At 38.5% G+C, this 23212-nt stretch carries 24 protein-coding genes; all 24 read left to right on the forward strand.

Annotation, left to right across the window (positions count from 1 at the left end; all coding sequences use genetic code 11):
- Positions 1-98: 98 nt before the first annotated feature.
- Positions 99-2018, forward strand: coding sequence for a stage V sporulation protein D (locus tag ABES02_RS03375; RefSeq protein ID WP_430130753.1), 1920 nt, complete (start codon positions 99-101; stop codon positions 2016-2018).
- 191 nt (positions 2019-2209) lie between these two features.
- Positions 2210-3676: a UDP-N-acetylmuramoyl-L-alanyl-D-glutamate--2,6-diaminopimelate ligase gene (locus ABES02_RS03380; RefSeq protein WP_430130756.1), complete on the forward strand. Its 1467-nt coding sequence runs from the start codon at positions 2210-2212 to the stop codon at positions 3674-3676.
- Positions 3677-3678: 2 nt separating this feature from the next.
- Positions 3679-4128, forward strand: coding sequence for a hypothetical protein (locus ABES02_RS03385; RefSeq protein ID WP_430130759.1), 450 nt, complete (start codon positions 3679-3681; stop codon positions 4126-4128).
- A gap of 1 nt (position 4129) precedes the next feature.
- Positions 4130-5104 carry a phospho-N-acetylmuramoyl-pentapeptide-transferase gene (gene mraY / locus ABES02_RS03390; protein WP_430130762.1) on the forward strand — a complete coding sequence of 325 codons (975 nt, stop codon included), beginning with the start codon at positions 4130-4132 and terminating at the stop codon, positions 5102-5104.
- The gene (gene murD, locus ABES02_RS03395; protein ID WP_430130765.1) at positions 5105-6457 is read left to right on the forward strand and encodes a UDP-N-acetylmuramoyl-L-alanine--D-glutamate ligase; all 1353 of its coding nucleotides are present in this window, start codon (positions 5105-5107) and stop codon (positions 6455-6457) included.
- A 100-nt stretch (positions 6458-6557) separates the two neighbouring features.
- Positions 6558-7622: a stage V sporulation protein E gene (gene spoVE / locus ABES02_RS03400; RefSeq protein WP_430131305.1), complete on the forward strand. Its 1065-nt coding sequence runs from the start codon at positions 6558-6560 to the stop codon at positions 7620-7622.
- Positions 7623-7905: 283 nt separating this feature from the next.
- The gene (gene murG / locus ABES02_RS03405) at positions 7906-9009 is read left to right on the forward strand and encodes an undecaprenyldiphospho-muramoylpentapeptide beta-N-acetylglucosaminyltransferase (protein ID WP_430130768.1); all 1104 of its coding nucleotides are present in this window, start codon (positions 7906-7908) and stop codon (positions 9007-9009) included.
- 63 nt (positions 9010-9072) lie between these two features.
- Positions 9073-9981 (forward strand): UDP-N-acetylmuramate dehydrogenase, encoded by a 909-nt coding sequence (murB, locus tag ABES02_RS03410; protein ID WP_430130771.1) that lies wholly within the window; start codon positions 9073-9075, stop codon positions 9979-9981.
- Positions 9982-10227: 246 nt separating this feature from the next.
- A complete protein-coding gene (locus tag ABES02_RS03415) occupies positions 10228-11001 on the forward strand; it encodes a cell division protein FtsQ/DivIB (RefSeq protein WP_430130773.1) in 774 nt (257 codons plus the stop codon).
- A 1-nt stretch (position 11002) separates the two neighbouring features.
- Positions 11003-11704 (forward strand): DUF881 domain-containing protein, encoded by a 702-nt coding sequence (locus ABES02_RS03420; RefSeq protein WP_430131307.1) that lies wholly within the window; start codon positions 11003-11005, stop codon positions 11702-11704.
- 52 nt (positions 11705-11756) lie between these two features.
- Positions 11757-12488 (forward strand): DUF881 domain-containing protein, encoded by a 732-nt coding sequence (locus ABES02_RS03425; protein ID WP_430130776.1) that lies wholly within the window; start codon positions 11757-11759, stop codon positions 12486-12488.
- Positions 12488-12850 (forward strand): small basic family protein, encoded by a 363-nt coding sequence (locus ABES02_RS03430; protein ID WP_430130779.1) that lies wholly within the window; start codon positions 12488-12490, stop codon positions 12848-12850. The genes ABES02_RS03425 and ABES02_RS03430 overlap by 1 nt, the downstream gene beginning before the upstream one ends.
- A gap of 122 nt (positions 12851-12972) precedes the next feature.
- The gene (ftsA, locus tag ABES02_RS03435; RefSeq protein WP_430130782.1) at positions 12973-14268 is read left to right on the forward strand and encodes a cell division protein FtsA; all 1296 of its coding nucleotides are present in this window, start codon (positions 12973-12975) and stop codon (positions 14266-14268) included.
- A gap of 42 nt (positions 14269-14310) precedes the next feature.
- On the forward strand, positions 14311-15450 hold the full coding sequence (gene ftsZ / locus ABES02_RS03440) for a cell division protein FtsZ (protein ID WP_430130785.1): 1140 nt from the start codon (positions 14311-14313) through the stop codon (positions 15448-15450).
- A 192-nt stretch (positions 15451-15642) separates the two neighbouring features.
- On the forward strand, positions 15643-16581 hold the full coding sequence (spoIIGA, locus tag ABES02_RS03445) for a sigma-E processing peptidase SpoIIGA (protein ID WP_430130787.1): 939 nt from the start codon (positions 15643-15645) through the stop codon (positions 16579-16581).
- A gap of 44 nt (positions 16582-16625) precedes the next feature.
- Positions 16626-17345: an RNA polymerase sporulation sigma factor SigE gene (gene sigE / locus ABES02_RS03450; RefSeq protein ID WP_430130790.1), complete on the forward strand. Its 720-nt coding sequence runs from the start codon at positions 16626-16628 to the stop codon at positions 17343-17345.
- 155 nt (positions 17346-17500) lie between these two features.
- The gene (gene sigG / locus ABES02_RS03455) at positions 17501-18280 is read left to right on the forward strand and encodes an RNA polymerase sporulation sigma factor SigG (protein ID WP_430130793.1); all 780 of its coding nucleotides are present in this window, start codon (positions 17501-17503) and stop codon (positions 18278-18280) included.
- A gap of 923 nt (positions 18281-19203) precedes the next feature.
- Positions 19204-19473, forward strand: a complete 270-nt coding sequence (locus tag ABES02_RS03460; RefSeq protein ID WP_430130796.1) for a YlmC/YmxH family sporulation protein — start codon at positions 19204-19206, stop codon at positions 19471-19473.
- Positions 19474-19542: 69 nt separating this feature from the next.
- Complete coding sequence (pgeF, locus tag ABES02_RS03465; RefSeq protein WP_430130799.1) at positions 19543-20373, forward strand: peptidoglycan editing factor PgeF; 831 nt, start codon at positions 19543-19545, stop codon at positions 20371-20373.
- Positions 20370-21047, forward strand: a complete 678-nt coding sequence (locus ABES02_RS03470; RefSeq protein WP_430130802.1) for a YggS family pyridoxal phosphate-dependent enzyme — start codon at positions 20370-20372, stop codon at positions 21045-21047. Before pgeF ends, ABES02_RS03470 begins: the two co-directional genes overlap by 4 nt.
- An 11-nt stretch (positions 21048-21058) precedes the next feature.
- On the forward strand, positions 21059-21529 hold the full coding sequence (locus ABES02_RS03475; RefSeq protein WP_430130805.1) for a cell division protein SepF: 471 nt from the start codon (positions 21059-21061) through the stop codon (positions 21527-21529).
- A gap of 4 nt (positions 21530-21533) precedes the next feature.
- Complete coding sequence (locus ABES02_RS03480) at positions 21534-21794, forward strand: YggT family protein (RefSeq protein ID WP_430130808.1); 261 nt, start codon at positions 21534-21536, stop codon at positions 21792-21794.
- 34 nt (positions 21795-21828) lie between these two features.
- Positions 21829-22602, forward strand: coding sequence for an RNA-binding protein (locus ABES02_RS03485; protein WP_430130811.1), 774 nt, complete (start codon positions 21829-21831; stop codon positions 22600-22602).
- Between the two features lie 82 nt (positions 22603-22684).
- Positions 22685-23200 (forward strand): DivIVA domain-containing protein, encoded by a 516-nt coding sequence (locus ABES02_RS03490; RefSeq protein WP_430068910.1) that lies wholly within the window; start codon positions 22685-22687, stop codon positions 23198-23200.
- Positions 23201-23212: the final 12 nt, after the last annotated feature.

The raw sequence follows: 23212 nt of genomic DNA on the forward strand, positions 1-23212 counted from the left end.
GCGGGATTTTTACTAGTTGTGACCCTGATTCGTCGGTCTATTCAAATAAGTACAAGCATATATTTGAACGATAAGTTAAGAGGAGGATCGTTCATACTATGCGTGTTTCAAATGTAACTGTTCGTAAACGCTTAATGATTGCACTATTCATTGGAATTCTAACCTTCTTAATTATTGATGTTCGCCTTGGCTATGTACAATTTTTTCTAGGGGATACGTTGACTGACCGAGCAAAGGGATTGTGGAGCAGAAATATTCCTTTTGAACCCGAACGGGGCCAAATTGTTGACCGAAATGGAGTAGCGCTCGCAACCAATATTAGTGCACCAACCGTTTATGTGATACCTAGACAAATCAAAGATCCGGCAACAACAGCAGAAAAGCTTGCTTCGGTGTTAAATATGTCAAAGGAAAAGGCCTATCGGGATATAACGAAAAAAGCCTCGTCTGTTCGAATTAAAGAGGGCAGAAAGATCTCACATGAAAAGGCAAAGGAAATCAGAGCATTAGGACTTGAAGGTGTATATATTGGTGAGGATTCTAAACGTTATTACCCATATGGAAGCTTTCTTTCTCATGTTTTAGGTTTTACAGGGGTGGACAACCAAGGGTTAATGGGATTAGAACAATACTATGATAAAGAGCTTAGTGGTGAACGAGGGGCTGTTAAATTTTACGCGAATGCTAAAGGTGAACGAATGAATAGCATGGCTGATGATTATGAGCACCCTGTTAATGGCCTGGATTTAAAACTGACGATTGATTCAAAAATCCAAAAAATAATGGAGCGAGAACTGGATAATGCCGAGGCTAAATATAATCCAGATGGAATAATTGCCATTGCAATGAACCCCAATAATGGTGAAATTTTAGGAATGTCAAGCCGGCCAACGTTTGATCCCGCTAATTTCAGAAATGTCTCGCAAGAGGTGTATAACCGCAACCTGCCTGTTTGGTCAACCTATGAGCCCGGTTCTACATTTAAAATTATCACGCTCGCTGCTGCCCTAAATGAGGGTAAAGTAAATTTAGAAAAAGAACATTTTCATGATTCAGGTTCGGTTCAGATTGCAGGAGCAAGGTTAAAATGCTGGAAAAGAGGCGGTCACGGAAGCCAAACCTTTCTAGAGGTGGTCCAAAACTCCTGTAACCCAGGGTTTGTAGAATTAGGTGAGCGGCTTGGAAAAAACAAGCTATTTCAATACGTGAAGGATTTTGGCTTTGGGCAGAAAACAGGAATTGATTTGCAAGGTGAGGGAACGGGAATTTTATTTAACTTAGATCGAGTTGGTCCTGTTGAACAGGCTACCACTGCTTTTGGACAGGGAGTCTCCGTTACACCTATTCAACAAGTTACAGCTGTTTCAGCGGCCATTAATGGCGGAATTTTATACAAGCCTTTTATCGCCAAGGAATTAATTGATCCCCTTACAAAAGAAGTGGTGATGAGAAATTCACCTGTTGAAAAACGAAGAGTCATTTCAGAGAAAACATCTAAAGAAATTCGCCATGCTCTTGAAAGTGTTGTTGCACAAGGTACTGGAGGCAGGGCCTTTGTGGAGGGATATCGTGTCGGTGGGAAAACAGGGACAGCCCAAAAAGCACAAAACGGGAGATATTTAGAAAATAACTTTATCGTTTCGTTTATTGGTTTTGCTCCTGCTGATGACCCGCAAATTGTTGTATATGTGGCAGTGGATAATCCTAAAGGTGTGACTGCTTTTGGTGGAACCGTTAGTGCACCGATTGTAGGCAATATTATGAAGGATGGATTAAGTGCTTTAGATGTTCCGCCTCGTAAAGATCAAATTGAAAAAGAAATTAAATGGCCTGATACGCCTTTAATTAAGCTGCCTGACTTTGTCGGATTATCAAAATTAGAGCTTGGGGAGCAGCTTATTAATTTAAGAATAGATGCCAGCGGTGAAGGAGATGTTGTAGTTAGGCAGTCTCCAGCCCCGGGAACCAAGGTAAAAGAAGGAGCAAAAATTAGGCTTTATTTCGGTAAGGAAGAATAACAGAATTATGATAATACAAACATGAAGGCGGCCGGAAGATTTTCTGCCGCCTAATTTTTCTTTAAGGTTTGATTACTAAATAGCAAAATAAAATATTTTAATGTAAAATAAGATGGAACTTCTGTCAGGAGATTAGCGTTTTTTTTAGTCTGACAAAATTGTATGTAAGGTTATGAGAGGATTTGAGAGCAATGAAGTTACACAAGCTACTTGAAAATTTGCACCTATTAATTCCTTTTAAAGGAGAAGATCCAGAAATTACTTCGATTGAAAATGATAATCGAAAGGTGCAAAACGGGAGCTTATTTATTTGTATTAAAGGCTATACAGTGGACGGTCATGATTATGCAGAATCTGCTGTAAAAAATGGAGCAGCGGCTATACTTGCAGAACGGCCGCTACAGCTTGATGTCCCAGTCATCATTGTTCAGGATACAACAAGAGCAATGGCAGTGCTGGCTGACGCTTTTTATGGGCAGCCAACTAAAAAACTACATTTGATTGGCATTACAGGAACGAATGGAAAAACAACTACTAGTCATTTAATTGAAAAGATATTTGCTGACAAGGATAAAAAAACGGGCCTAATCGGTACAATGTATACAAAAATAGCTGAAAAGAAAATCGAAACAAAGAATACCACTCCAGAAAGCTTAACACTGCAAAAAACCTTTCAACAAATGGTGCAGGAAGGTGTCGAGGTTGCCGTGATGGAGGTTTCTTCGCATGCTCTTGATTTGGGAAGAGTGCATGGTTGTGATTATGATGTGGCAGTATTTTCAAACCTGACACAGGACCATCTTGATTACCATAAAACAATGGAAGAATACCAACGCTCCAAAGGTCTATTGTTTGCTCAGTTAGGCAATACCTTTAATATCGAAAAGCCCAAATTTGCGATATTAAACGCAGATGATCCGGCATCTGATATGTTTAAAAGATCGACAGCGGCGCATGTCATTACATATGGAATTGATCAAAAGGCAGATATACTGGCAACTAACATTCAAATGACATCTGCCGGTACACAGTTTGAGCTCGTTATAGCGGAGCGCAGTTACCCTATTAAAATGCAGTTAATTGGGAAATTCAGTGTATACAATGTATTGGCAAGTATTTCTGCTGCGATTGTATCTGGAATCCCGTTATCCGATATTATTAATTCTATTGAAAGTGTAGATGGTGTTTCAGGAAGGTTTGAGCTTGTAAATGCTGGACAGGATTTTACAGTCATCGTTGATTATGCGCACACCCCAGACAGTCTTGAAAATGTATTAAAAACCATTCAACATTTTGCCAAGAAAAAGGTTTTCGTTGTTGTTGGCTGTGGTGGAGACAGGGATCGAACCAAACGTCCATTGATGGCTCAAATTGCTTGTAAATTAGCAACCAATCCAATTTTTACATCGGATAATCCAAGGAGTGAAGATCCGGTAGAGATATTAAAGGATATGGAGGCTGGGGTGCAAGAAGGATCATTCAGCTATCATGTTATACCTGATCGAAAAGAAGCTATTAAAAGTGCTGTTGAGCAGGCAAAAGCAGGGGATGTGATTTTGATTGCCGGTAAAGGACATGAAACCTATCAAATTATTGGCAGTCAAGTTTATGATTTTGATGACCGGCTTGTGGCACGTGAGGCCATTGAGGGGAGATAAGTATGTATCTAGCTTTAGATGACATAGCCAGTTTATTTTCAGAACATCAGGGGATTCAAGACAATCTGATATTTTATACTGTTACAGATGTAGCAAGCGTCATTCAGCCGAGAGGTTTGTTTGTGCCGATAGACGCAGATGCGGGGGAACTTTCGGAAGCGATAGCAAATGGAGCTATAGCAGCTATCTGGGATCGTGAAAAGAAGCTGCCTCATTATACCCCCAATCATTTTCCGGTGTTTTTTACATCAAATAAGGATGAAGCGATAGAGAAGCTATTAAAACTCTATCTTGAAAAAAAAAATGGAGAAACAGAAAAGACAATGGAGAAAACGAACTTTAAATTTACAAATAAAAAACTTCTTAATAAAAACGAAGAAACATATGATATTGCTGTGATGCTTAAAATGCTAACGCATGAACAAGAAACTGATTCAGAAGGGAGGGAGTAATATGCTGCAGCAAGTTATTTTTTTCACAATTATAATGGGCTTTCTCTTAACAGTTTTGCTTTCTCCAGTGTTTATTCCCTTCTTGAGAAGGTTGAAATTTGGACAAAGCATTCGAGAAGAAGGACCTAAATCACATCAAAAAAAATCCGGAACGCCAACAATGGGCGGACTTATGATTTTATTTTCAATTGTGATCACGACAATTGTGATGGCAGAAAAGTTCTCAGAACCAACTGTAAAGACGTATTTGCTTCTTTTAGTAACACTTGGATTTGGCTTACTTGGATTCTTAGATGATTTTATTAAAGTGGTCTTGAAACGAAATTTAGGGTTAACTTCTAAACAGAAGCTTTTAGGTCAAATCATCATATCAGTCATTTTTTATTTAGTTTATAAACAGAATGGTTTTTCTACTGAAATAAATATTCCATTTACCGATACCTCCTTCGATTTGGGATGGTTTTTCATATTTTTTATTATTTTTTGGCTGGTCGGATTTTCCAATGCTGTTAACCTGACAGATGGACTCGATGGCTTGGTATCAGGAACGGCAGCCATTGCTTTTGGAGCATTTGCCGTACTTGCTTGGAGTCAATCACAAATGGAGATTGCCATTTTTTCTGTGGCAGTTGTTGGAGCAGTGTTAGGATTCCTCGTTTTCAATGCCCATCCAGCAAAGGTTTTCATGGGGGATACCGGTTCTCTTGCACTTGGTGGGGCGATAGCCACGATTGCGATCCTGACAAAGCTTGAAATATTACTTATTATCATTGGCGGCGTTTTTGTCATTGAAACATTATCAGTTATTCTGCAAGTTGCATCTTTTAAAACAACTGGTAAACGAATCTTCCGAATGAGTCCTCTTCACCATCATTATGAATTAGTCGGTTGGTCAGAATGGAGAGTTGTCGTTACCTTTTGGAGTGTTGGATTAATACTTGCAATACTAGGAATCTATATAGAGGTGTGGTTGTAAGTGAAGCAGATTGAAAAGTACCGTCATAAAAAAATTCTAGTTCTTGGATTGGCTAAGAGCGGGGTTACCGCTGCCGCTTTATTACATACGCTTGGCGCATTTGTAACAGTGAATGATAAAAAACCCCTTTCGGAAAATCCGGAAGCCCAAGGATTATTAGAGCAGGGAATTAAGGTGATTTGCGGAGACCATCCTGTTGAGTTGCTAGATGAAGGCTTTGAGCTAATCGTAAAAAATCCAGGAATCCCTTATAATAACCCGATGATTGAAGGTGCAATTGAAAAGGGAATTCCGGTGATTACGGAAGTTGAGCTTGCTTATGAAATCTCTGAAGCACCTTTTATTGGAATTACTGGCACAAATGGTAAAACAACCACCACAACCCTTATTTACGAGATGTTAAATGAGGGCAGCAAGAAGCCATTAATAGCTGGCAATATTGGAACAGTCGCATCGGGAGTTGCTCAAAAAGCAACAAAGGAAAATACAATCGTAATCGAATTATCTTCTTTTCAGCTAATGGGAATTCAAACCTTTAATCCGAAGATTGCGATCATCACAAATCTTTACGATGCCCATTTGGATTATCATGGGACAAGAAAAGAATATATTGCGGCAAAGGCAAATATTACGAAGAACCAAACAGAGTTGGAGTATCTAATTCTCAATGCCGATCAAGAAGAGACCTTTGAAATTGCCCGGCAGTCTAAAGCGAAAATAATCCCCTTTTCAACCAAAAAAGAATTGTCGGAAGGTGCCTATATCCGTGACGGATGGATCTACTTCAATGATGAAAAGGTCATGCCGATTGAGCAAATTGCTTTGCCAGGCCAACATAATCTAGAAAATATTTTATCGGCAATGGCCGCTGCAAAGCTTTCTGGTGTGGAGAATAAAGCAATTGGGGAAGTACTCCGTACCTTTACAGGTGTAAGGCACCGCTTGCAATATGTTACGGAAGTGGATGGCAGAAAATTTTATAACGACTCAAAGGCAACGAATATTTTAGCCACTATCAATGCCCTTGCTGCCTTTGAGACTCCAGTCATATTGTTAGCTGGTGGACTTGACCGCGGCAATGAATTTGATGAACTCAAGCCTTATCTTAAAAATGTAAAAGTATTAATTACCTTTGGGCAAACAGCAGCTAAGCTTGAGCGTGTTGGACGTGAGGCTGGAATAAAAGTCATTAAGCATGTCGATAATGTTGCTATGGCTGTGCCTGAAGCATTCGGTTTATCTGATTCAGGAGATGTCATCTTGTTATCTCCTGCTTGTGCCAGCTGGGATCAATATAAAACTTTTGAAGTCAGGGGAGACATTTTTATCGATGCGGTGCATAAGCTTAAATAAGGGCTTGTCTTACTAGACTTCACTCACTACTAAGCCCAAAAACTTGCAGTTGAGGTGTTTAGTGGTGCCGACAAAGAGAACTACTCCTGATTTTATTCTAATGATTGTTACATTTACGCTGCTGGCAATTGGGCTCATTATGGTGTACAGCGCAAGTGCTATTTGGGCAGAGTATAAATTCAATGATTCATTTTTCTTTGCAAAAAGGCAGACTTTGTTTGCTGGAGTAGGGATCGCTGCCATGTTTTTCATTATGAACATTAACTATTGGACCTGGAGAACATGGGCGAAAACCATTTTAATTGTATGCTTCGTTTTATTAGTCTTAGTTTTAATTCCTGGGGTAGGAAATGTCAGAAATGGATCGCGAAGCTGGATTGGAGTGGGGGCTTTTTCCATCCAGCCATCAGAATTTATGAAGCTTGCGATGATTGCCTTTTTGGCTAAATATTTGTCTGAACGGCAAAAACTGATTACTTCCTTTAAAAAAGGACTTGTCCCATCATTAGGTTTGGCTTTTGTCGCATTTGCGATGATCATGCTGCAGCCTGATTTGGGAACTGGTACGGTGATGATTGGAACTTGCGTTGTTATGATTTTTATTGCTGGTGCCAGGGTTAGTCATTTTGCTTTCTTGGGCTTTTTGGGTGTGGCAGGGTTTGTTGGATTAATCGCCTCGGCTCCGTATCGAATAAAACGGATTACTTCCTTTTTAGATCCTTGGTCCGACCCGTTAGGCAGTGGATTTCAAATCATTCAATCCCTTTATGCGATAGGGCCAGGCGGTTTATTTGGATTAGGGCTTGGCGAAAGCAGGCAAAAGTTTTTTTATCTTCCTGAGCCGCAAACAGATTTTATATTTGCGATTCTTTCGGAAGAATTAGGCTTTATTGGCGGATCATTTATTTTGCTGTTATTTGCTTTATTGTTATGGAGGGGAATCCGCATCGCCTTAGGCGCACCTGATTTATATGGAAGCTTTCTCGCGGTTGGAATTATCGCAATGGTGGCAATCCAAGTTATGATTAATATCGGGGTTGTTACGGGTCTAATGCCGGTAACAGGTATTACCTTGCCGTTCCTAAGTTATGGCGGTTCATCATTAACCTTGATGCTAATGGCAATAGGTGTTCTCTTAAATATTAGCCGCTATTCAAGATATTAAGGATACCCTGTTCCCGCAGGGTTTTTTATATTGTCCAGCTCCAGCGCACAGCGACTAGTGTCCTTCGCTCTCCGCCCTACGATAAGTCAAGCACGAATGCGCTGTCGCTCTTCGTGTTTCCTTTATCTCAGTTGGAGTGCTCCAGGCCATACGTCGCTAGACGTGCGCTTGCGCTTTTATTTTTACATTTAGATAACATTCTCATATCATTTGCTTTTTTTATTCATTTTTTATAGTAAGATAGGAATGCATTCAGGTTTTAAATTGTTAATGAGGTGGAAAAATGAAAATAGTAGTAAGCGGCGGGGGAACTGGCGGACATATCTATCCTGCACTCGCTCTCATTAGAGAAATTCAAAAAGAGAACAAACAAGCTGAGTTTTTATACATAGGTACAATCAATGGCTTAGAAAGTAAAATTGTCCCAAGAGAAAATATTGCCTTTAAATCCATCCATATTACAGGCTTTAAAAGGAAACTTTCCTTTGAAAATGTGAAAACTGTTTTTCGATTTCTGAAAGGCGTTCAGGACAGTAAAAAAATTTTAAAAGAGTTTAATCCAGACGTAGTAATTGGGACTGGAGGATATGTGTGCGGACCTGTCGTTTACGCAGCTTCTAAGCTCCGTATCCCTACGATTATTCACGAACAAAATAGTGTTCCTGGATTGACAAATAAATTCTTAAGCCGTTACGTTAGCAAAATAGCGATTTGTTTTGAAGAAGCTAAAGAATATTTTCCAAAAGACAAAGTTGTGTTTACTGGAAATCCCCGTGCTTCTGAGGTGATTGGCAAGGATGGAATCAAAGGGCGTCTATCAGCAGGGTTAAGTACAACAATGCCCGCTGTCCTCATCTTTGGCGGCAGCCGGGGGGCACGACCTATCAATGAAGCTGTCGTTAAGGCATTAGCGGAATTTGGTGAAAAACCTTACCAGATTCTCTATGTTACTGGGGATGTGCATTTTGATGATGTTAAAAAGGAAGTAGAGCTGGTGGGGAATCCCAAAAATGTTGTGATAAAGCCATTTATTCATAATATGCCGGAAGTATTGGCAGGTATTGATTTAGTTGTTTCAAGGGCTGGTGCAACGTCATTAGCTGAGATTACCTCGCTTGGGATTCCAAGTATATTAATCCCAAGTCCTTACGTGACTAATAATCATCAAGAAAAAAATGCCCGCTCCTTAAGTGATCATGGGGCAGCAAAACTTTTATTAGAAAAAGAATTAACTAACAAAAGTTTAATTGGACATATTGATCGAATTCTTTTAAATAATGAAAATCTGAACGAAATGAAAGTAAAGGCCAAAAAACTGGGTGTTCCAGACTCTGCAAACAGGCTTTATAAGGTAATGGAACAGCTTGTTGAAGGGAATCAAAAGTAGCCCATATTATTTTTTTGCATAGACTAAAATTATATGTACGTTTGGAAAGTTAGGGTGGTATATATGGACGCAATATTAGCTGAATTACAAGCTTCAAATCTTGGGAAAGTAAAGAAAAATGAACCACTGGCCCATCACACCACAATTAAAATTGGCGGTCCTGCAGATATTTTTATTGAACCTTCGTCTGTAGAAAACTTATATAAAGTAATGGAGATCATAAATAAACATCGGATAAATTGGCGTGCTATTGGCAGAGGATCCAATCTTTTGGTCTCTGATAAAGGGATTGAAGGGGCCATTATTAAACTTGGATCAGGAATTGATCACCTAGATATTTCTGGGTCAGAAATTACGGTTGGCGGCGGTCACTCCCTTGTTAGTTTGTCAACACTTATCAGTAAAAAGGGGCTGTCAGGTCTTGAGTTTGCCAGCGGCATTCCCGGTTCCATCGGCGGTGCGGTTTATATGAACGCAGGGGCACATGGTTCAGATATTAGTAAAATATTAACAAAAGCTCATATTTTGTTTGAAGATGGAAAGATGGAGTGGCTTTCTAATGAAGAAATGGAATTCGCCTATAGAACATCGGTCCTTCAGAAGAAACGCCCTGGAATCGTTGTTGAAGCGGTATTTCAGCTTGTTGAAGGAGAAAAAGCGAATATCGTAACGCAAATGCAAAAAAATAAAGATTATCGAAAAGAAACACAGCCTTGGAATTACCCTTGTGCTGGAAGTATTTTTCGCAACCCTCTGCCTAATTATGCTGGTAAATTAGTTGAGGTAGCTGGATTAAAAGGTTTCAGTATTGGCGGTGCGAAAATCTCAGAAATGCATGGAAATTTTATCATCAATGCAGGAAATGCAACGGCAGGAGATGTCCTCTCATTAATTCAGCACGTGAAAGATACCATCTATAGCCTATATGAAATAAGAATGGAAACAGAAGTAGAAATAATTGGCAGAAAATAGAAATATAGTGGTGGTTCATTTATTTTCCTCCAAATTTATCCATACTTTTAAAGTAATTATACTCTTACGAATGACAAATTTTGTGGTATAATAACTGATAATATTATAGGTGCGAACTCTGAGGTAAACGAATGACGGCATGATTTTTCGTGCCGTTGTTTCCTTTTCAAGGTTATCTCTAGCCAGTTTAAGGACAAGCTTTGGTTGTTATTTTAGGGCAACTGCATTTATGTGGGGGAATAATGAATGGAAAAAGGGAAAATCGTTGCTCTCGAGGACCGTATTCCAAAACTAAAAGAACAGAGACGACGTAAAGCTAACAAACGGCTTGTGCTCCTGCTCATTTTGTTTTTTACCATGATCGTGGTTGTCGCCTATACACAATCACCACTAAGTCATGTTAAGACGATAACCATTAAAGGTAATGAAATATATACAAAACAAGAGATTATCAAGAGTAGCGGCCTTTCGAATCATATGAATATTTGGAAAGTTAGAAAGGACACTGTTTCTTCAAAAGTGCGAAAATTATCTGAAATTAACAATGTGGATGTTAAGACAAAGTGGCCCAATACCATTCTAATCGAAGTTAAAGAGCATAAAAGGATCGCTTATTTAAAAAAGGATACAAACTACTTACCAGTAATGGAAAATGGAAAAATTCTTAAAAATAGAAAAACGGAAGTGATTCCTGTAAATTCTCCAATTCTTTTCGATTTCAAAGAAGGGGCAGCTCTTGGCGAAATGATAAAAGAGTTAGAAAATCTTCCTAGTGAAATCGTAAACTCCATTTCTGAAATTCATTACACTCCCAAAAAAACAGATAAGTACCACATTTCCTTATTTATGAATGATGGATTTGAGGTTAGCGCCACTTTAAGAAGTTTTTCAGATAAGATGGTGCATTATCCGTCTATTATTAGCCAATTGGATCCAAATAAAAAAGGAATTATTGACTTAGAAGTTGGTTCATATTTTAAAGCTTTTGAAACGGAAGTGGAGGAAAAAACAGTTGAATAGGATGAAGGTAAAGGGTAAACACGTTATATTGTCCCTTGTCTGCCTTGTTTTAGGATTTATGCTTGCTTTTTCCTATCATCTTACGCAAATTGAAAATCAGAAAGAAAAGCCGAAGATGTCCGGAAAGCAATATGAAAATACCCTTGCATTACGGAACGAATTGATTGCACAAGAAGAGACCAATCGCAAGCTTCAAAAAGAATTAAATCAAAAGCAAGATAGAGTGTTAAAAAATGAAAAAAATCTCGCAAAAGAGGCACAAGTATTTCAAAATTTTGCCGAGGACGCGGAAAAATACCGGATGTACTTAGGTAAGGTGAAAGTAAAAGGTAGTGGGGTTAAGGTTACCCTAACAGACGGCGCTTACGATCCAAAAGAAGATAATATCAATAATTATCTCGTCCATGAACATCATGTATTTAAAGTGGTTAATGAACTTTATATATCCGGTGCAGATGCAGTTGCGATAAATGGGCAAAGGCTAACAAGCCATTCTTATATCGTTTGTAATGGACCAGTTATTACAGTTGATGGGATTCAGCATCCTGCACCATTTATCATTACAGCAATTGGTGACCCAAATGTTCTTTCGTCTGCATTGAATCTTACAGGCGGGGTTAAGGATCAGCTGGTGAATGACAATATTATTTTCTCATTGGAAAAAGAAAGTGATATCACTCTAAATCCAATTTTAGGAAGCTAAAAAAAGGATTTTGATGTCCACGATAAACATAGTAAAAGGTTAGGTGAAAAAAGTGGACAAACAAAAATTAAGTATTAGTTTCACTTTAATTGCCGCGGTAGTTGGTTTTATGATTGCCGTTCAATTTCAAACCGTGAAAAAACCGGAAGAACGGGACACACGTGATATTTGGCAGCTGAGGGAAGCATTGCTTCAGGAAAAAGAACTTCAGTCCAATTTATTGACAGAAATACGTTCTAATGAAGAAAAACTATCAGCCTATGAATCTAAACGGAAGCAAAGTAAGGAACAAGCTCTAAGAGGAACCTTAGATGAATTAAAAAAAGAGGCAGGTTTAACAGAGATAACGGGTCCTGGAATCACTTTAGAGATTGAACCAGCTGTAGAGGATACTCAATTAGGAGATCCTGTTACAAGGGGTGTCTCACCAGAATTATTAAAGAGACTATTGAACGAGTTAAATATGTATGAAGCAAAATATGTTTCCATTGATGGTCAACGAATTATTAATACTACCGTTATTAGGGATATCAACAAGGAAACAAAAATTGATGGTCATTCAATTAAGAGTTTACCAATTGAAGTAAAGGTGGCTGTTGATGATTCCGCTACAGCTGATAAATTATATAATCGGATGAAAGTATCAAAATCAAGGGATGAGTTTTTTACTGAAGGCTTGAGACTGAATGTTTCGGCGCCTAGTCAGAATATTAAGGTTCCTGCCTATGATAATCCAATTCGTATCCGGTTCTTGGAACCGATTAAAGAAGGGGTCGGTACCTAATGTGGCTTCCGTTTATGGGACTTGTGATTGGAATCGTTCTTGGTTTATTAACGGAGATACGAATTCCTGAAGAATATTCGAATTATTTGTCGATTGCTGTCCTCGCGGCTTTCGACACGTTATTTGGTGGAATTAGAGCATACTTGCAAAATATCTATGATGAAAAGGTGTTTGTATCAGGTTTCTTTTTTAATATTGTACTAGCTGCAAGTTTAGCTTTTCTCGGTGTACATCTTGGTGTAGACTTGTATTTAGCAGCAGTTTTTGCGTTTGGGGTCAGATTGTTTCAGAATATTGCTGTAATTCGTCGAATATTATTGACAAAATGGTCAACCAACAAAGAAAAATTAGAAAAAAGTTGAAATTATTTAAAGGGAATCATTTAATTGTGACGAATATTTTTATAAGATATGACTATGTGAATTTAATTGAACAAAGAAAATTGTTGTTCTATATTTAGGAAAAATGAAGGAGGTGCCAAAGAATGAACAGCAATGAAATATATGTTAGCCTTGACATCGGTACATCCAGTGTAAAAGTAATCATTGGTGAAATGGTTCATGATTCAGGAAAAGGCTCGTTAAATATAATTGGTGTAGGCAATGTGAAATCTGAAGGGTTAAGAAAAGGTTCGATTGTCGATATGGATGATACGGTTCATTCTATTAAGCGGGCAATCGAACAGGCAGAAAGAATGGTAGGAATGGAAATCAGGGAAGTTGTTGTCGGAATTCCAGGACACCATGTTACACTTCAGCCATGTCATGGTATTGTGGCAGTTTCTGGCCAAAATCGAGAAATCACAAATGAAGACGTTATTCGTGTCATAGAAGCCTCCCATGTAGGATCCATTCCTCCTGAAAGAGGGAAAATGGGGGTTATCCAAAGGCAATTTATCTTAGATGGTAAAGATGAAATTAATGATCCCCGTGGTATGATTGGTGTCCGCTTGGAAATGGAAGGAACACTGATTACGGGTTCTAATTCCGTCCTAGCCAATACCATACGCTGTGTCGAGCGCGCTGGTCTTAGTTTTTCAGATATCATCCTTCAGCCGTTAGCTGCAGGTGAATATGCTTTATCCAAGGATGAAAAAAACCTTGGTGTCGCTTTGATTGACCTTGGCGGCGGATCAACCACCATCTCTGTTTTCCAAGATGGCTTTATTACCGCAACTGGTGTAATTCCAATTGGCGGTGACCATATCACAAAGGATCTTTCTGTCGGACTCAGAACTTCTACTGAGGATGCTGAAAAAATAAAGATGAAATATGGACATGCCTTCTATGATGATGCATCAGAAGATGAAGTGTTCAGTGTACCAATCATTGGCAGTGATCAACACCAGCAATTCAATCAATTGGAACTTTCCGATATAATTGAAGCCAGAATGGAAGAAATTTTTGAATTGGTTGCCCATGAATTAAAGCGTTTGGGTGTAACCAGTTTGCCAGGAGGATTTGTATTAACTGGCGGCGGTGCCAACATGCAAGGAGTTTTAGAACTTGCTCAAGATATGTTTCAAAATCCAGTACGGATTGCAGTACCAGATTACATTGGTGTAAGAGAACCTCAATATACAGCAGCGGTTGGCTTAATAAAATATGCCTATAAGAATGCTAGATTACCTGGTGGAACCATGAGCTCTTCATCATCTGTTTCTGAGCCAATCGAAAAGAGAGTACCAAAACAGCAACAGCCAAAAGCTAAAGTAGAAAAACATCCGGAAGATAAGATGTCATCAAAAGTAAAAAAATTCCTTGGTTACTTTTTCGAATAGGCATAATCGAAAAGGGATATCGACGAATTAGGAGGATTTGTCATGTTAGAATTTGATACAAATTTAGATTCTCTTGCAACCATAAAAGTAATCGGGGTTGGCGGCGGAGGTAATAACGCTGTTAACAGAATGATTGAACATGGCGTACAAGGCGTAGAATTTATCGCAGTAAATACCGATGCACAAGCATTAAATTTATCAAAAGCTGAAGTGAAAATGCAGATTGGCGCTAAGCTGACTAGAGGTCTTGGTGCTGGAGCAAACCCTGAGGTTGGAAAGAAAGCTGCTGAGGAAAGCAAGGAGCAAATTGAGGAAGCACTTCGCGGCGCAGATATGGTTTTCGTTACAGCTGGTATGGGCGGCGGTACAGGAACTGGTGCAGCACCTGTTATTGCTCAGATTGCTCGTGACTTGGGTGCGTTAACAGTGGGTGTTGTTACCCGTCCATTCACTTTTGAAGGTAAAAAGCGTTCAAATCAAGCCTCTGGCGGAATCGGCTCGATGAAAGAGGCAGTAGATACATTAATCGTAATACCAAATGACCGCCTTCTTGAAATTGTTGATAAGAGCACTCCGATGCTTGAAGCGTTCCGTGAAGCAGATAATGTGCTTCGTCAAGGGGTTCAAGGTATTTCAGATCTTATCGCGACACCAGGTCTTATTAACCTAGACTTCGCTGATGTGAAAACAATTATGTCTAATAAAGGCTCTGCATTAATGGGCATTGGTGTTGCCGGTGGTGAAAATCGCGCCACTGAAGCAGCAAAGAAAGCTATTAATTCACCTTTATTAGAAACATCTATCGATGGAGCACAAGGCGTTCTGATGAATATTACAGGTGGTACCAATTTAAGTCTTTATGAGGTTCAAGAAGCCGCAGATATTGTTGCAACGGCAACTGACCAGGAAGTAAACATGATTTTCGGTTCCGTAATCAATGAAAATTTAAAAGACGAAATCATTGTAACCGTAATTGCAACAGGCTTCAACGAGGAAGTAATTCAGCCGAAGGTAACTCGTCCAACCTTTGGTCAAAATAAAGCTCCAGTAAACAGCATTAAAAGAGAGCAGCAGCCAAAGCGAGAAGAGGTTCATCAAGAGCCAGTCCGTAATAACAATTCTTCTCCAGAGGAAACATTGGATATTCCAACATTCTTGCGTAATCGCAATCGCAGACGTTAATTATTAAAAAAGGCATTGCCCCATTATTATTAGGGGCAATGCCTTTTTTTGTAAATATTATCTGACAAAATCCGTTTTTAAAGGTGAAAATTTCTGTTTTTTTGATTACAGAAAGTGACACACTTTAGGGTTCTACTACGTTATACTTTTTCGTAAACAGATTAATAGAACTGCCTTAAAGGAGGAAGCTGTTTGGTTGTTTATTTAGATGTGATTTGGGCTCTTAACTTGTTTTTTGATAGCCTACTCCTTTATTTAACAGCTATCTTTCTAAAAAGAAGGATTCGAATTTGGAGATTATTAGCTGGGGGATTTATTGGTTCACTAATTATTCTATTAGCCTTTACACCATTAAATGTCTACTCAAACCATCCAATTGCAAAACTGTTTTGTTCCATCATGATGGTTCTGGCGGCCTTTGGGTATAAACGTTTATCTTATTTTATTAAGGCATTAATGACCTTATATCTAGCTACTTTTTTAATTGGCGGCGCATTATTGGGGACCCACTATTTTATTCAATATGATGTAGAACTAACTACAAAGGTGTTAATGTCTAGTATAAAAGGCTTTGGGGATCCTGTCAGTTGGCTATTCGTCTTAATTGGCTTTCCAATTGCTTGGCACTTTTCAAAGAAAAATGTAGAAGACATGGAAATGACTAAAATACAATTTGAACAAATTGTAAATGTAAGCCTGATTATTGAGGGGGAAACATTTATTTTTAGAGGGTTGATAGACAGTGGGAACCAACTGTATGATCCGTTGTCAAAGCTCCCCGTTATGTTTGTCTCAATCAAAAACCAATTGGATGGAATTCCTAATCCAATAAGGAAAATTGCCGAGAGCCCAGATCCACTACTGATCAGTACCGATGATGTTCCGGTTGAATGGCAAAATAGGTTAAGAATTGTCCCTTGCAAGGTGGTGGGACAAGAGCACCAGCTAATTGTTGCCATCAAACCTGATAAAATATTAATTGAACAAAATGGTGACGAGTACTTGTGCGAAAAAGGGCTTGTATCCTTCACTACACAGCAGCTTTCTGGAGATGATGCCTTTGAATGTATTGTCCATCCAAAAATGCTGACAGGACCTAAGCAGCAAGGGGGGGCTGTGAAGGTAAGTTAATATTACTATACTCAGAAAAACACATTTTAGAAGGAGGAACAAGAATGAAAAAGTGGAAACTTCGCTTATCCTACTACTGGTATAAATTATTGATAAAATTAGGTTTGAAGACAGATGAAGTTTATTATATTGGCGGTAGTGAAGCACTGCCTCCTCCTTTGAGTAAAGATGAAGAAGAGATGCTATTAAAAAAGCTGCCTGGCGGTGACAAAGCGGCAAGGTCAATCCTAATTGAACGAAATCTTCGTCTTGTTGTTTACATTGCCAGGAAATTTGAGAATACAGGGATCAATATTGAGGACTTAATCAGTATTGGAACAATTGGGTTAATCAAAGCGGTTAATACTTTTAATCCTGAAAAGAAAATCAAACTAGCTACATATGCTTCAAGATGTATTGAAAATGAAATTCTCATGTACTTACGGAGAAATAATAAAATCAGGTCAGAAGTGTCGTTTGATGAACCATTAAATATCGATTGGGATGGTAATGAGCTTTTATTATCAGATGTTTTAGGAACTGACGATGATATTATTACAAAGGATTTAGAAGCCAATGTTGATCGGAAGCTCTTGACTAAAGCTTTGCATCAGCTGACCGATCGTGAAAAACAAATTATGGAGCTTCGCTTTGGCCTAGCAAATGGTGAGGAAAAAACGCAAAAGGATGTAGCTGACATGCTTGGAATCTCCCAATCCTATATCTCAAGATTAGAAAAAAGAATTATTAAACGATTAAGAAAAGAATTTAATAAGATGGTTTAAGAAATTTTTTTCTACCAAAAAAAGCCTTTCATTTCGTGATTTAATTGCAATTTTCGACAATCATGCGTCATTCGCTTCACTTGGACAGGTGCATATTTTTCCTCCTCAAGGAAATACTGTTTTTTGTACAGCAGCTCCTGTGAGGAGGGAAAAGATTGACTCGAAATAAAGTTGAAATTTGCGGTGTGGACACATCAAAACTTCCTGTATTAAAAAATGAAGAAATGAGAATTCTCTTCAAGCAAATGCAAGAGGGCGATATTTCCGCTAGGGAAAAGCTCGTCAATGGAAATTTACGACTCGTATTAAGTGTCATTCAGCGATTTAACAACCGTGGGGAATTTGTTGACGACCTATTTCAGGTTGGCTGTATTGGATTAATGAAATCAATTGATAACTTTGATTTAGGTCAAAACGTAAAGTTTTCCACTTATGCCGTACCAATGATTATTGGGGAAATAAGAAGATATTTACGAGATAATAACCCTATTCGTGTGTCCCGATCCTTAAGGGATATCGCCTATAAAGCCCTTCAGGTTAGGGAAAGATTAATGAGCGAAACCTCACGAGAACCAACTGCTGAAGAGATTGCGAAGGTTTTAGAGGTGCCACATGAAGAAATTGTCTTCGCCCTCGATGCCATACAGGACCCTGTGTCCTTGTTTGAGCCTATCTACAATGATGGCGGCGATCCCATTTATGTAATGGATCAATTAAGCGATGAGAAAAATAAAGATATCCATTGGATTGAAGAAATTGCTTTAAAAGAAGGAATGCGACGTTTAAATGATCGCGAAAAATTAATATTACGAAAAAGATTCTTTCAAGGTAAAACACAAATGGAGGTCGCTGATGAAATTGGGATTTCCCAAGCTCAGGTTTCCCGTTTAGAAAAAGCAGCGATTAGACAAATGAATAAAAATATCCAAAGCTAAGGCTGTCATATCGGGCAGCCCAGATTGTCGAGAAAAGGTAATTTTCTCGGCAATTTTTTAGTTAGTTAGCATCTAATCACCAATTTTTAATGTTTGTCCTTGCTAATGGGCCTATTGATTTCCGCTCCAGGCACTCGCTTTCCGCGGGGAGGTCCTGGAGCCTCCTCGGCGCTTTGCGCCTGCGGGGTCTCCAGTGACCTCTCTATCCCGCAGGAGTCGAGTGCCCTCCGCTCCAATCAATAGGGAGGCAAATCAACTTTTAGAATTGCCACACACTTTTTCCAATCTGGCTAAGTGTGTGGCAATCTTTTTTTTGAAGAAATGAAAACTATACTTTTGGTATGGGAATTCATATGCGGAGAATTTCCGGCTAATGTATATATAGCAAGCTTAAGAAGCAGATATAAGTGGAGATATTCCGATTAACGGCTCTAAATAATACAAAATCCAAAGATTTGAATAATATAAACGGAAAAATCCTTTTATTTTTAAGGAAATAAGGGGATTTCCCAATTTAAGCGGAATTTTACCGTTTATTTTTCAAACACAGTGAAATCACCATTCAGTTAAAACAGAGCCTAAATTTAAACTAAGTAAAAGAACTCTGTTGATTGGAGCGGAAGGCGGCGAAGACTCCTGCGGGAGTATCGGGCAGGGGAGACCCCGCAGGAGCGAAGCTATGAGGAGAAGAAAAGCGGAAGCGCCTTGTTCAGCCCCGACAAGCGCTGGAGCTGGACAGGCTCCCCGGCACGCCCGCGGAAAGCGAAGTCGCCTGGAGTGGAAATCAACAGACAAAGTAAATATACACTCAAAATTATAGTGACATTTTCAGTGGCTAGTCTTAAGGGACAGCTTTTTCTATTACTAAATTAATTGTCACAATCATATATTCTAATTAGGAATATGACTAGGAGTGGTATAGAATGGTTAAAATTTCTGAATTTCAGATAAAAGATGTTGTAAATGTTGCAGATGGTAAAAGACTTGGTAATATAGGAGATATTGAGATTAATTTATCTACTGGAAAGATAGAGGCTGTCGTGATCTCTGGGAGCGGAAGAGTTCTGGGCTTTTTTGGGAAGGATGAAGATATAGTGATTCCTTGGAAAAATATTATTAAAATTGGTGAGGATGTTATCTTGGTAAGATATAAAGGAAGTGTAGAACGAATTACGGAAGAGGCAGAAGTCTAACCATGCTGATTTAAAATGACCAATTTTTTGTTTCATGATAAACTAGAGGAAAACAGAAGAGGTATAAATATGGAGCCCTTTGTTTTAAAAAATAATTCATTTTTAACAATTGAAACCTGGATGGAGCAATTTCCAGGGCTAGTTGCCGGTATGACAACTAAAAACGGAGGGACGAGTAACGGCAGCTATGGAACATTAAATCTTGGCTTTCATGTAGGAGATGCTTTTAGTGATGTTTGTTCAAATAGAGAAAATCTTTCCGGGCTCATGGAATTCCCATTAAATTATTGGGTTGGAGCCGAACAAACTCATGGTACTTTCATTAAAAAAGTGTCCAAAGCGGAGCGTGGGATAGGAGCAACCTCTTACGAACAGTCATTTAAAAACACTGATGGTTTTTATACAAACGAAGAGGGAATCCTGTTAACTCTGTGCTTTGCTGACTGTGTCCCTCTTTTTTTTATTGCTCCAGATTCACGGATGATTGGGGCAGCCCACGCAGGTTGGAAGGGAACAGTAGGAAAAATTGCAGGACAGATGATTGCAGCGTGGGATAAAGAAGGGATAGCGCCCGAACAGATATTTGTCGCTATAGGACCTTCAATCTGCGAAAAATGTTATATAGTGGATGATCGTGTCATTAACTTAGTTGAAAATACACTAGAAGATGTCGAAGGAAAACCATATAATCTAATTAGGGATGGTCAATATTCATTAGATTTGCGTGAAGTAAATCGACAAATCCTTTTAAAAGCAGGCGTACCGAATAAAAATATTAGTATAACTGAATTTTGCTCAAGCTGTAATCATGAAATGTTCTTCTCTCACCGCCGTGATCAAGGCAGGACAGGAAGGATGTTAAGTTTTATTGGCTGGAAGGAGACTAAGGTTCGTTTATGAAGGTAGAATCAAAGCTAGAACAAGTTAAACAACAAATTATTGAGGCATGCCTAAAAGTAAATAGAGATCCTGAAGAGATAAAGTTGATTGCCGTTACAAAATATGTCAGCACAGAAAGAGCTAAAGAAGCCATAGATGCAGGGATTAATAATCTAGGAGAAAATCGAGATGAAGGACTACTTGCAAAGTGGGAAGTATTAAGGGACAAGCCATCTTGGCATTTTATTGGCACACTTCAGACCCGTAAGGTCAAAAATATTATCGATAAGGTTGAATATATTCATTCTTTGGACAGACTTTCTTTAGTTGAAGAAATTAATAAACGTGCTGGACGAAAAATAAAGTGCCTTGTACAAGTTAATGTTTCGCAGGAAGAATCCAAACATGGGTTATCTCCTGAAGAAGCCATTAGCTTTATTAAATCCCTCCGCCCTTATGAAAATATAAGTATTGAGGGTTTAATGACAATGGCGCCATTAACGGATGATGAAAAGGTTCTTCGTGAATGTTTTCGCAAATTAAGAGAACTTCGCACTCAAGTACAGGCTGATCATTTGGATTTTGCTCCATGTACCGAGCTTTCGATGGGAATGTCAAATGATTTTCAAATTGCCATTGAAGAAGGAGCAACCATGGTAAGAATAGGCACGGCACTTGTCGGTGAAGATGGTTAGGAGAGAAAAAAATGACGATAAAATCAAAATTAAAAACATTTTTCTTTTTAGATGATGAATATGATGATAACAATGGTGATAATCTTGATGCGGTTGAACCAATAAAGCAAAAGAAACAAGCTGTGGTCAAAACGCAGAATGTTGTAAGTCTTCAAAGTGTCCAAAAATCATCAAATATCAATACTAGCAACCCTTCAAAATCATCAAAGGTAATATTGGTTGAACCACATAGTTATTCTGATGCTACCGAGATTGCCGATCAATTAAAAAATCGCCGTGCTGTTGTGGTGAATCTTCAGCGAATTGATAATGAGCAAGGTAGACAGATTATTGACTTTTTAAGTGGAGCTGTATATGCAATCGGGGGAGAAATTCAGAAGATCGGAACCTGTATTTTTTTATGTACTCCTGATAATGTAGAGGTATCAGGAAATATATCGGACCTTATTCCCGACGATGTAAATCGAATACAGAGGTGGTAATAAAATGGATTTTGTAGTGAGTCTCCTGACACAGTTAATAGGAATTTATCAGTGGGCATTGATCATTTATATACTAATGTCTTGGTTTCCAAACGCAAGAGAGACGGTAGTCGGTCGTTTTTTAGCGAATATTTGTGAGCCTTATTTAGAGCCGTTTAGAAAAATTATTCCTCCAATTGGAATGATGGATATTTCGCCAATTGTGGCATTTCTTGTTCTGAGATTTGCTACCAGTGGCTTACTTCGTGTTGCTGCTTGGTTTTAGCTAAGAATTTTATTAGTAGGTTGTGTGTTTATAAATGAACATTTATCAGCATTTCAGGCCAGAGGAACGGGATTTTATCGATCAAGTATTACATTGGAGAAACTATGTTGAGACACAATATACTCCTAAATTAACTGATTTCCTCGACCCAAGGGAACAGCATATATTAAAAATGTTAATTGGTGAGAATGGCGATGTGAAATATACTCTTTTTGGGGGGAGCCCCGGAGTAGAAAGAAAAAGAGCATTAGTGCAGCCAGATTATTTGACAGCTGTTCAAGGAGACTTTCAAATTTGCCTCTATGAAATAGATTATCCTAAAAAGTTTGTCACAATTGAGCACCGGCAGGTTTTAGGTACCCTCATGTCCTTAGGGTTAAAGCGCGGGAAATTCGGTGATATTCTTACCCATGATGGGCAGATTCAATTTTTCGCTGCGAAGGAAGTCAGTGAGTATATCCAAAGTAATCTTCAATCAATAGGGAGGGCGGGGGTTAAATTGGTGGAAACATCACTTAGTCATGCCCTTAGCTCTCAAGAATTATGGGAAGTAAATGAATTAACAGTTTCTTCATTACGACTGGATACGGTTATTTCTAATATTCATCATCATTCACGGCAAAAATCGCAAACTTTTATCCAACAAGGACTTGTTAAGGTTAATTGGACATTAATCGAAAACCCTTCATTTGAATGTCAAGTCGGTGACATGATTTCTGTTCGTGGTCATGGCAGAGTAAAAATCATGTCTATTGAAGGAAGAACTAAAAAGGAAAAATGGCGAATTATTGCAGGAAAGCAAAAATAATTAATTTTTATGCAGGATTTTCGAAAAACATGTCGAATATTTCCTTATACATAGTGTAGTACAGATTTATGGAGGTGGCATCATGCCGTTAACGCCGTTAGATATTCATAATAAAGAATTTAATAAAGGCTTTAGAGGATACGATGAGGATGAAGTAAATGAATTCTTAGATCAAGTTATTAAGGATTATGAATTAGTTCTCAGAGAAAAAAAAGAGATGGAAGAACGCTTGAATGATATGAAAGAGCGGTTAGGCCATTTTACTAATATCGAAGAGACGCTTAACAAATCCATCATTATAGCTCAAGAAGCTGGTGAAGAAGTTAAACGTAACGCTCAAAAAGAAGCAAAGCTAATTATTAAAGAAGCCGAGAAAAATGCGGACAGAATCGTGAATGAATCACTTTCCAAAGCTAGAAAAATTGCGCTTGAAATTGAGGATTTAAAAAAGCAATCTAAAGTATTCCGAACTCGTTTTAAGATGCTGATTGAAGCACAACTAGACATGCTTAATACGGACGATTGGGATCACTTATTAGAATATGAAGTGGATGCCACAGAGCTAAAAATCCACGAAGAAGAAGATTCATTAGCTTGACGAAATATGCAT

Origin of the sequence: Neobacillus pocheonensis (genome assembly GCF_050477905.1) — a bacterium.
Lineage (GTDB): Bacteria > Bacillota > Bacilli > Bacillales > Cytobacillaceae > Neobacillus > Neobacillus pocheonensis_A.

Excerpts from the sequence above, each read along its gene's own strand:
- ABES02_RS03375 (WP_430130753.1), top strand. The coding sequence starts at position 99 with ATGCGTGTTTCAAATGTAACTGTTCGTAAACGCTTAATGATTGCACTA.
- ABES02_RS03380 (WP_430130756.1), top strand. The coding sequence starts at position 2,210 with ATGAAGTTACACAAGCTACTTGAAAATTTGCACCTATTAATTCCTTTT.
- ABES02_RS03385 (WP_430130759.1), top strand. The coding sequence starts at position 3,679 with ATGTATCTAGCTTTAGATGACATAGCCAGTTTATTTTCAGAACATCAG.
- mraY (WP_430130762.1), top strand. The coding sequence starts at position 4,130 with ATGCTGCAGCAAGTTATTTTTTTCACAATTATAATGGGCTTTCTCTTA.
- spoVE (WP_430131305.1), top strand. The coding sequence starts at position 6,558 with ATGATTGTTACATTTACGCTGCTGGCAATTGGGCTCATTATGGTGTAC.
- murG (WP_430130768.1), top strand. The coding sequence starts at position 7,906 with ATGAAAATAGTAGTAAGCGGCGGGGGAACTGGCGGACATATCTATCCT.
- murB (WP_430130771.1), top strand. The coding sequence starts at position 9,073 with ATGGACGCAATATTAGCTGAATTACAAGCTTCAAATCTTGGGAAAGTA.
- ABES02_RS03415 (WP_430130773.1), top strand. The coding sequence starts at position 10,228 with ATGGAAAAAGGGAAAATCGTTGCTCTCGAGGACCGTATTCCAAAACTA.
- ABES02_RS03420 (WP_430131307.1), top strand. The coding sequence starts at position 11,003 with ATGAAGGTAAAGGGTAAACACGTTATATTGTCCCTTGTCTGCCTTGTT.
- ABES02_RS03430 (WP_430130779.1), top strand. The coding sequence starts at position 12,488 with ATGTGGCTTCCGTTTATGGGACTTGTGATTGGAATCGTTCTTGGTTTA.
- ftsA (WP_430130782.1), top strand. The coding sequence starts at position 12,973 with ATGAACAGCAATGAAATATATGTTAGCCTTGACATCGGTACATCCAGT.
- ftsZ (WP_430130785.1), top strand. The coding sequence starts at position 14,311 with ATGTTAGAATTTGATACAAATTTAGATTCTCTTGCAACCATAAAAGTA.
- sigE (WP_430130790.1), top strand. The coding sequence starts at position 16,626 with ATGAAAAAGTGGAAACTTCGCTTATCCTACTACTGGTATAAATTATTG.
- ABES02_RS03460 (WP_430130796.1), top strand. The coding sequence starts at position 19,204 with ATGGTTAAAATTTCTGAATTTCAGATAAAAGATGTTGTAAATGTTGCA.
- pgeF (WP_430130799.1), top strand. The coding sequence starts at position 19,543 with ATGGAGCCCTTTGTTTTAAAAAATAATTCATTTTTAACAATTGAAACC.
- ABES02_RS03470 (WP_430130802.1), top strand. The coding sequence starts at position 20,370 with ATGAAGGTAGAATCAAAGCTAGAACAAGTTAAACAACAAATTATTGAG.
- ABES02_RS03475 (WP_430130805.1), top strand. The coding sequence starts at position 21,059 with ATGACGATAAAATCAAAATTAAAAACATTTTTCTTTTTAGATGATGAA.
- ABES02_RS03480 (WP_430130808.1), top strand. The coding sequence starts at position 21,534 with ATGGATTTTGTAGTGAGTCTCCTGACACAGTTAATAGGAATTTATCAG.
- ABES02_RS03485 (WP_430130811.1), top strand. The coding sequence starts at position 21,829 with ATGAACATTTATCAGCATTTCAGGCCAGAGGAACGGGATTTTATCGAT.
- ABES02_RS03490 (WP_430068910.1), top strand. The coding sequence starts at position 22,685 with ATGCCGTTAACGCCGTTAGATATTCATAATAAAGAATTTAATAAAGGC.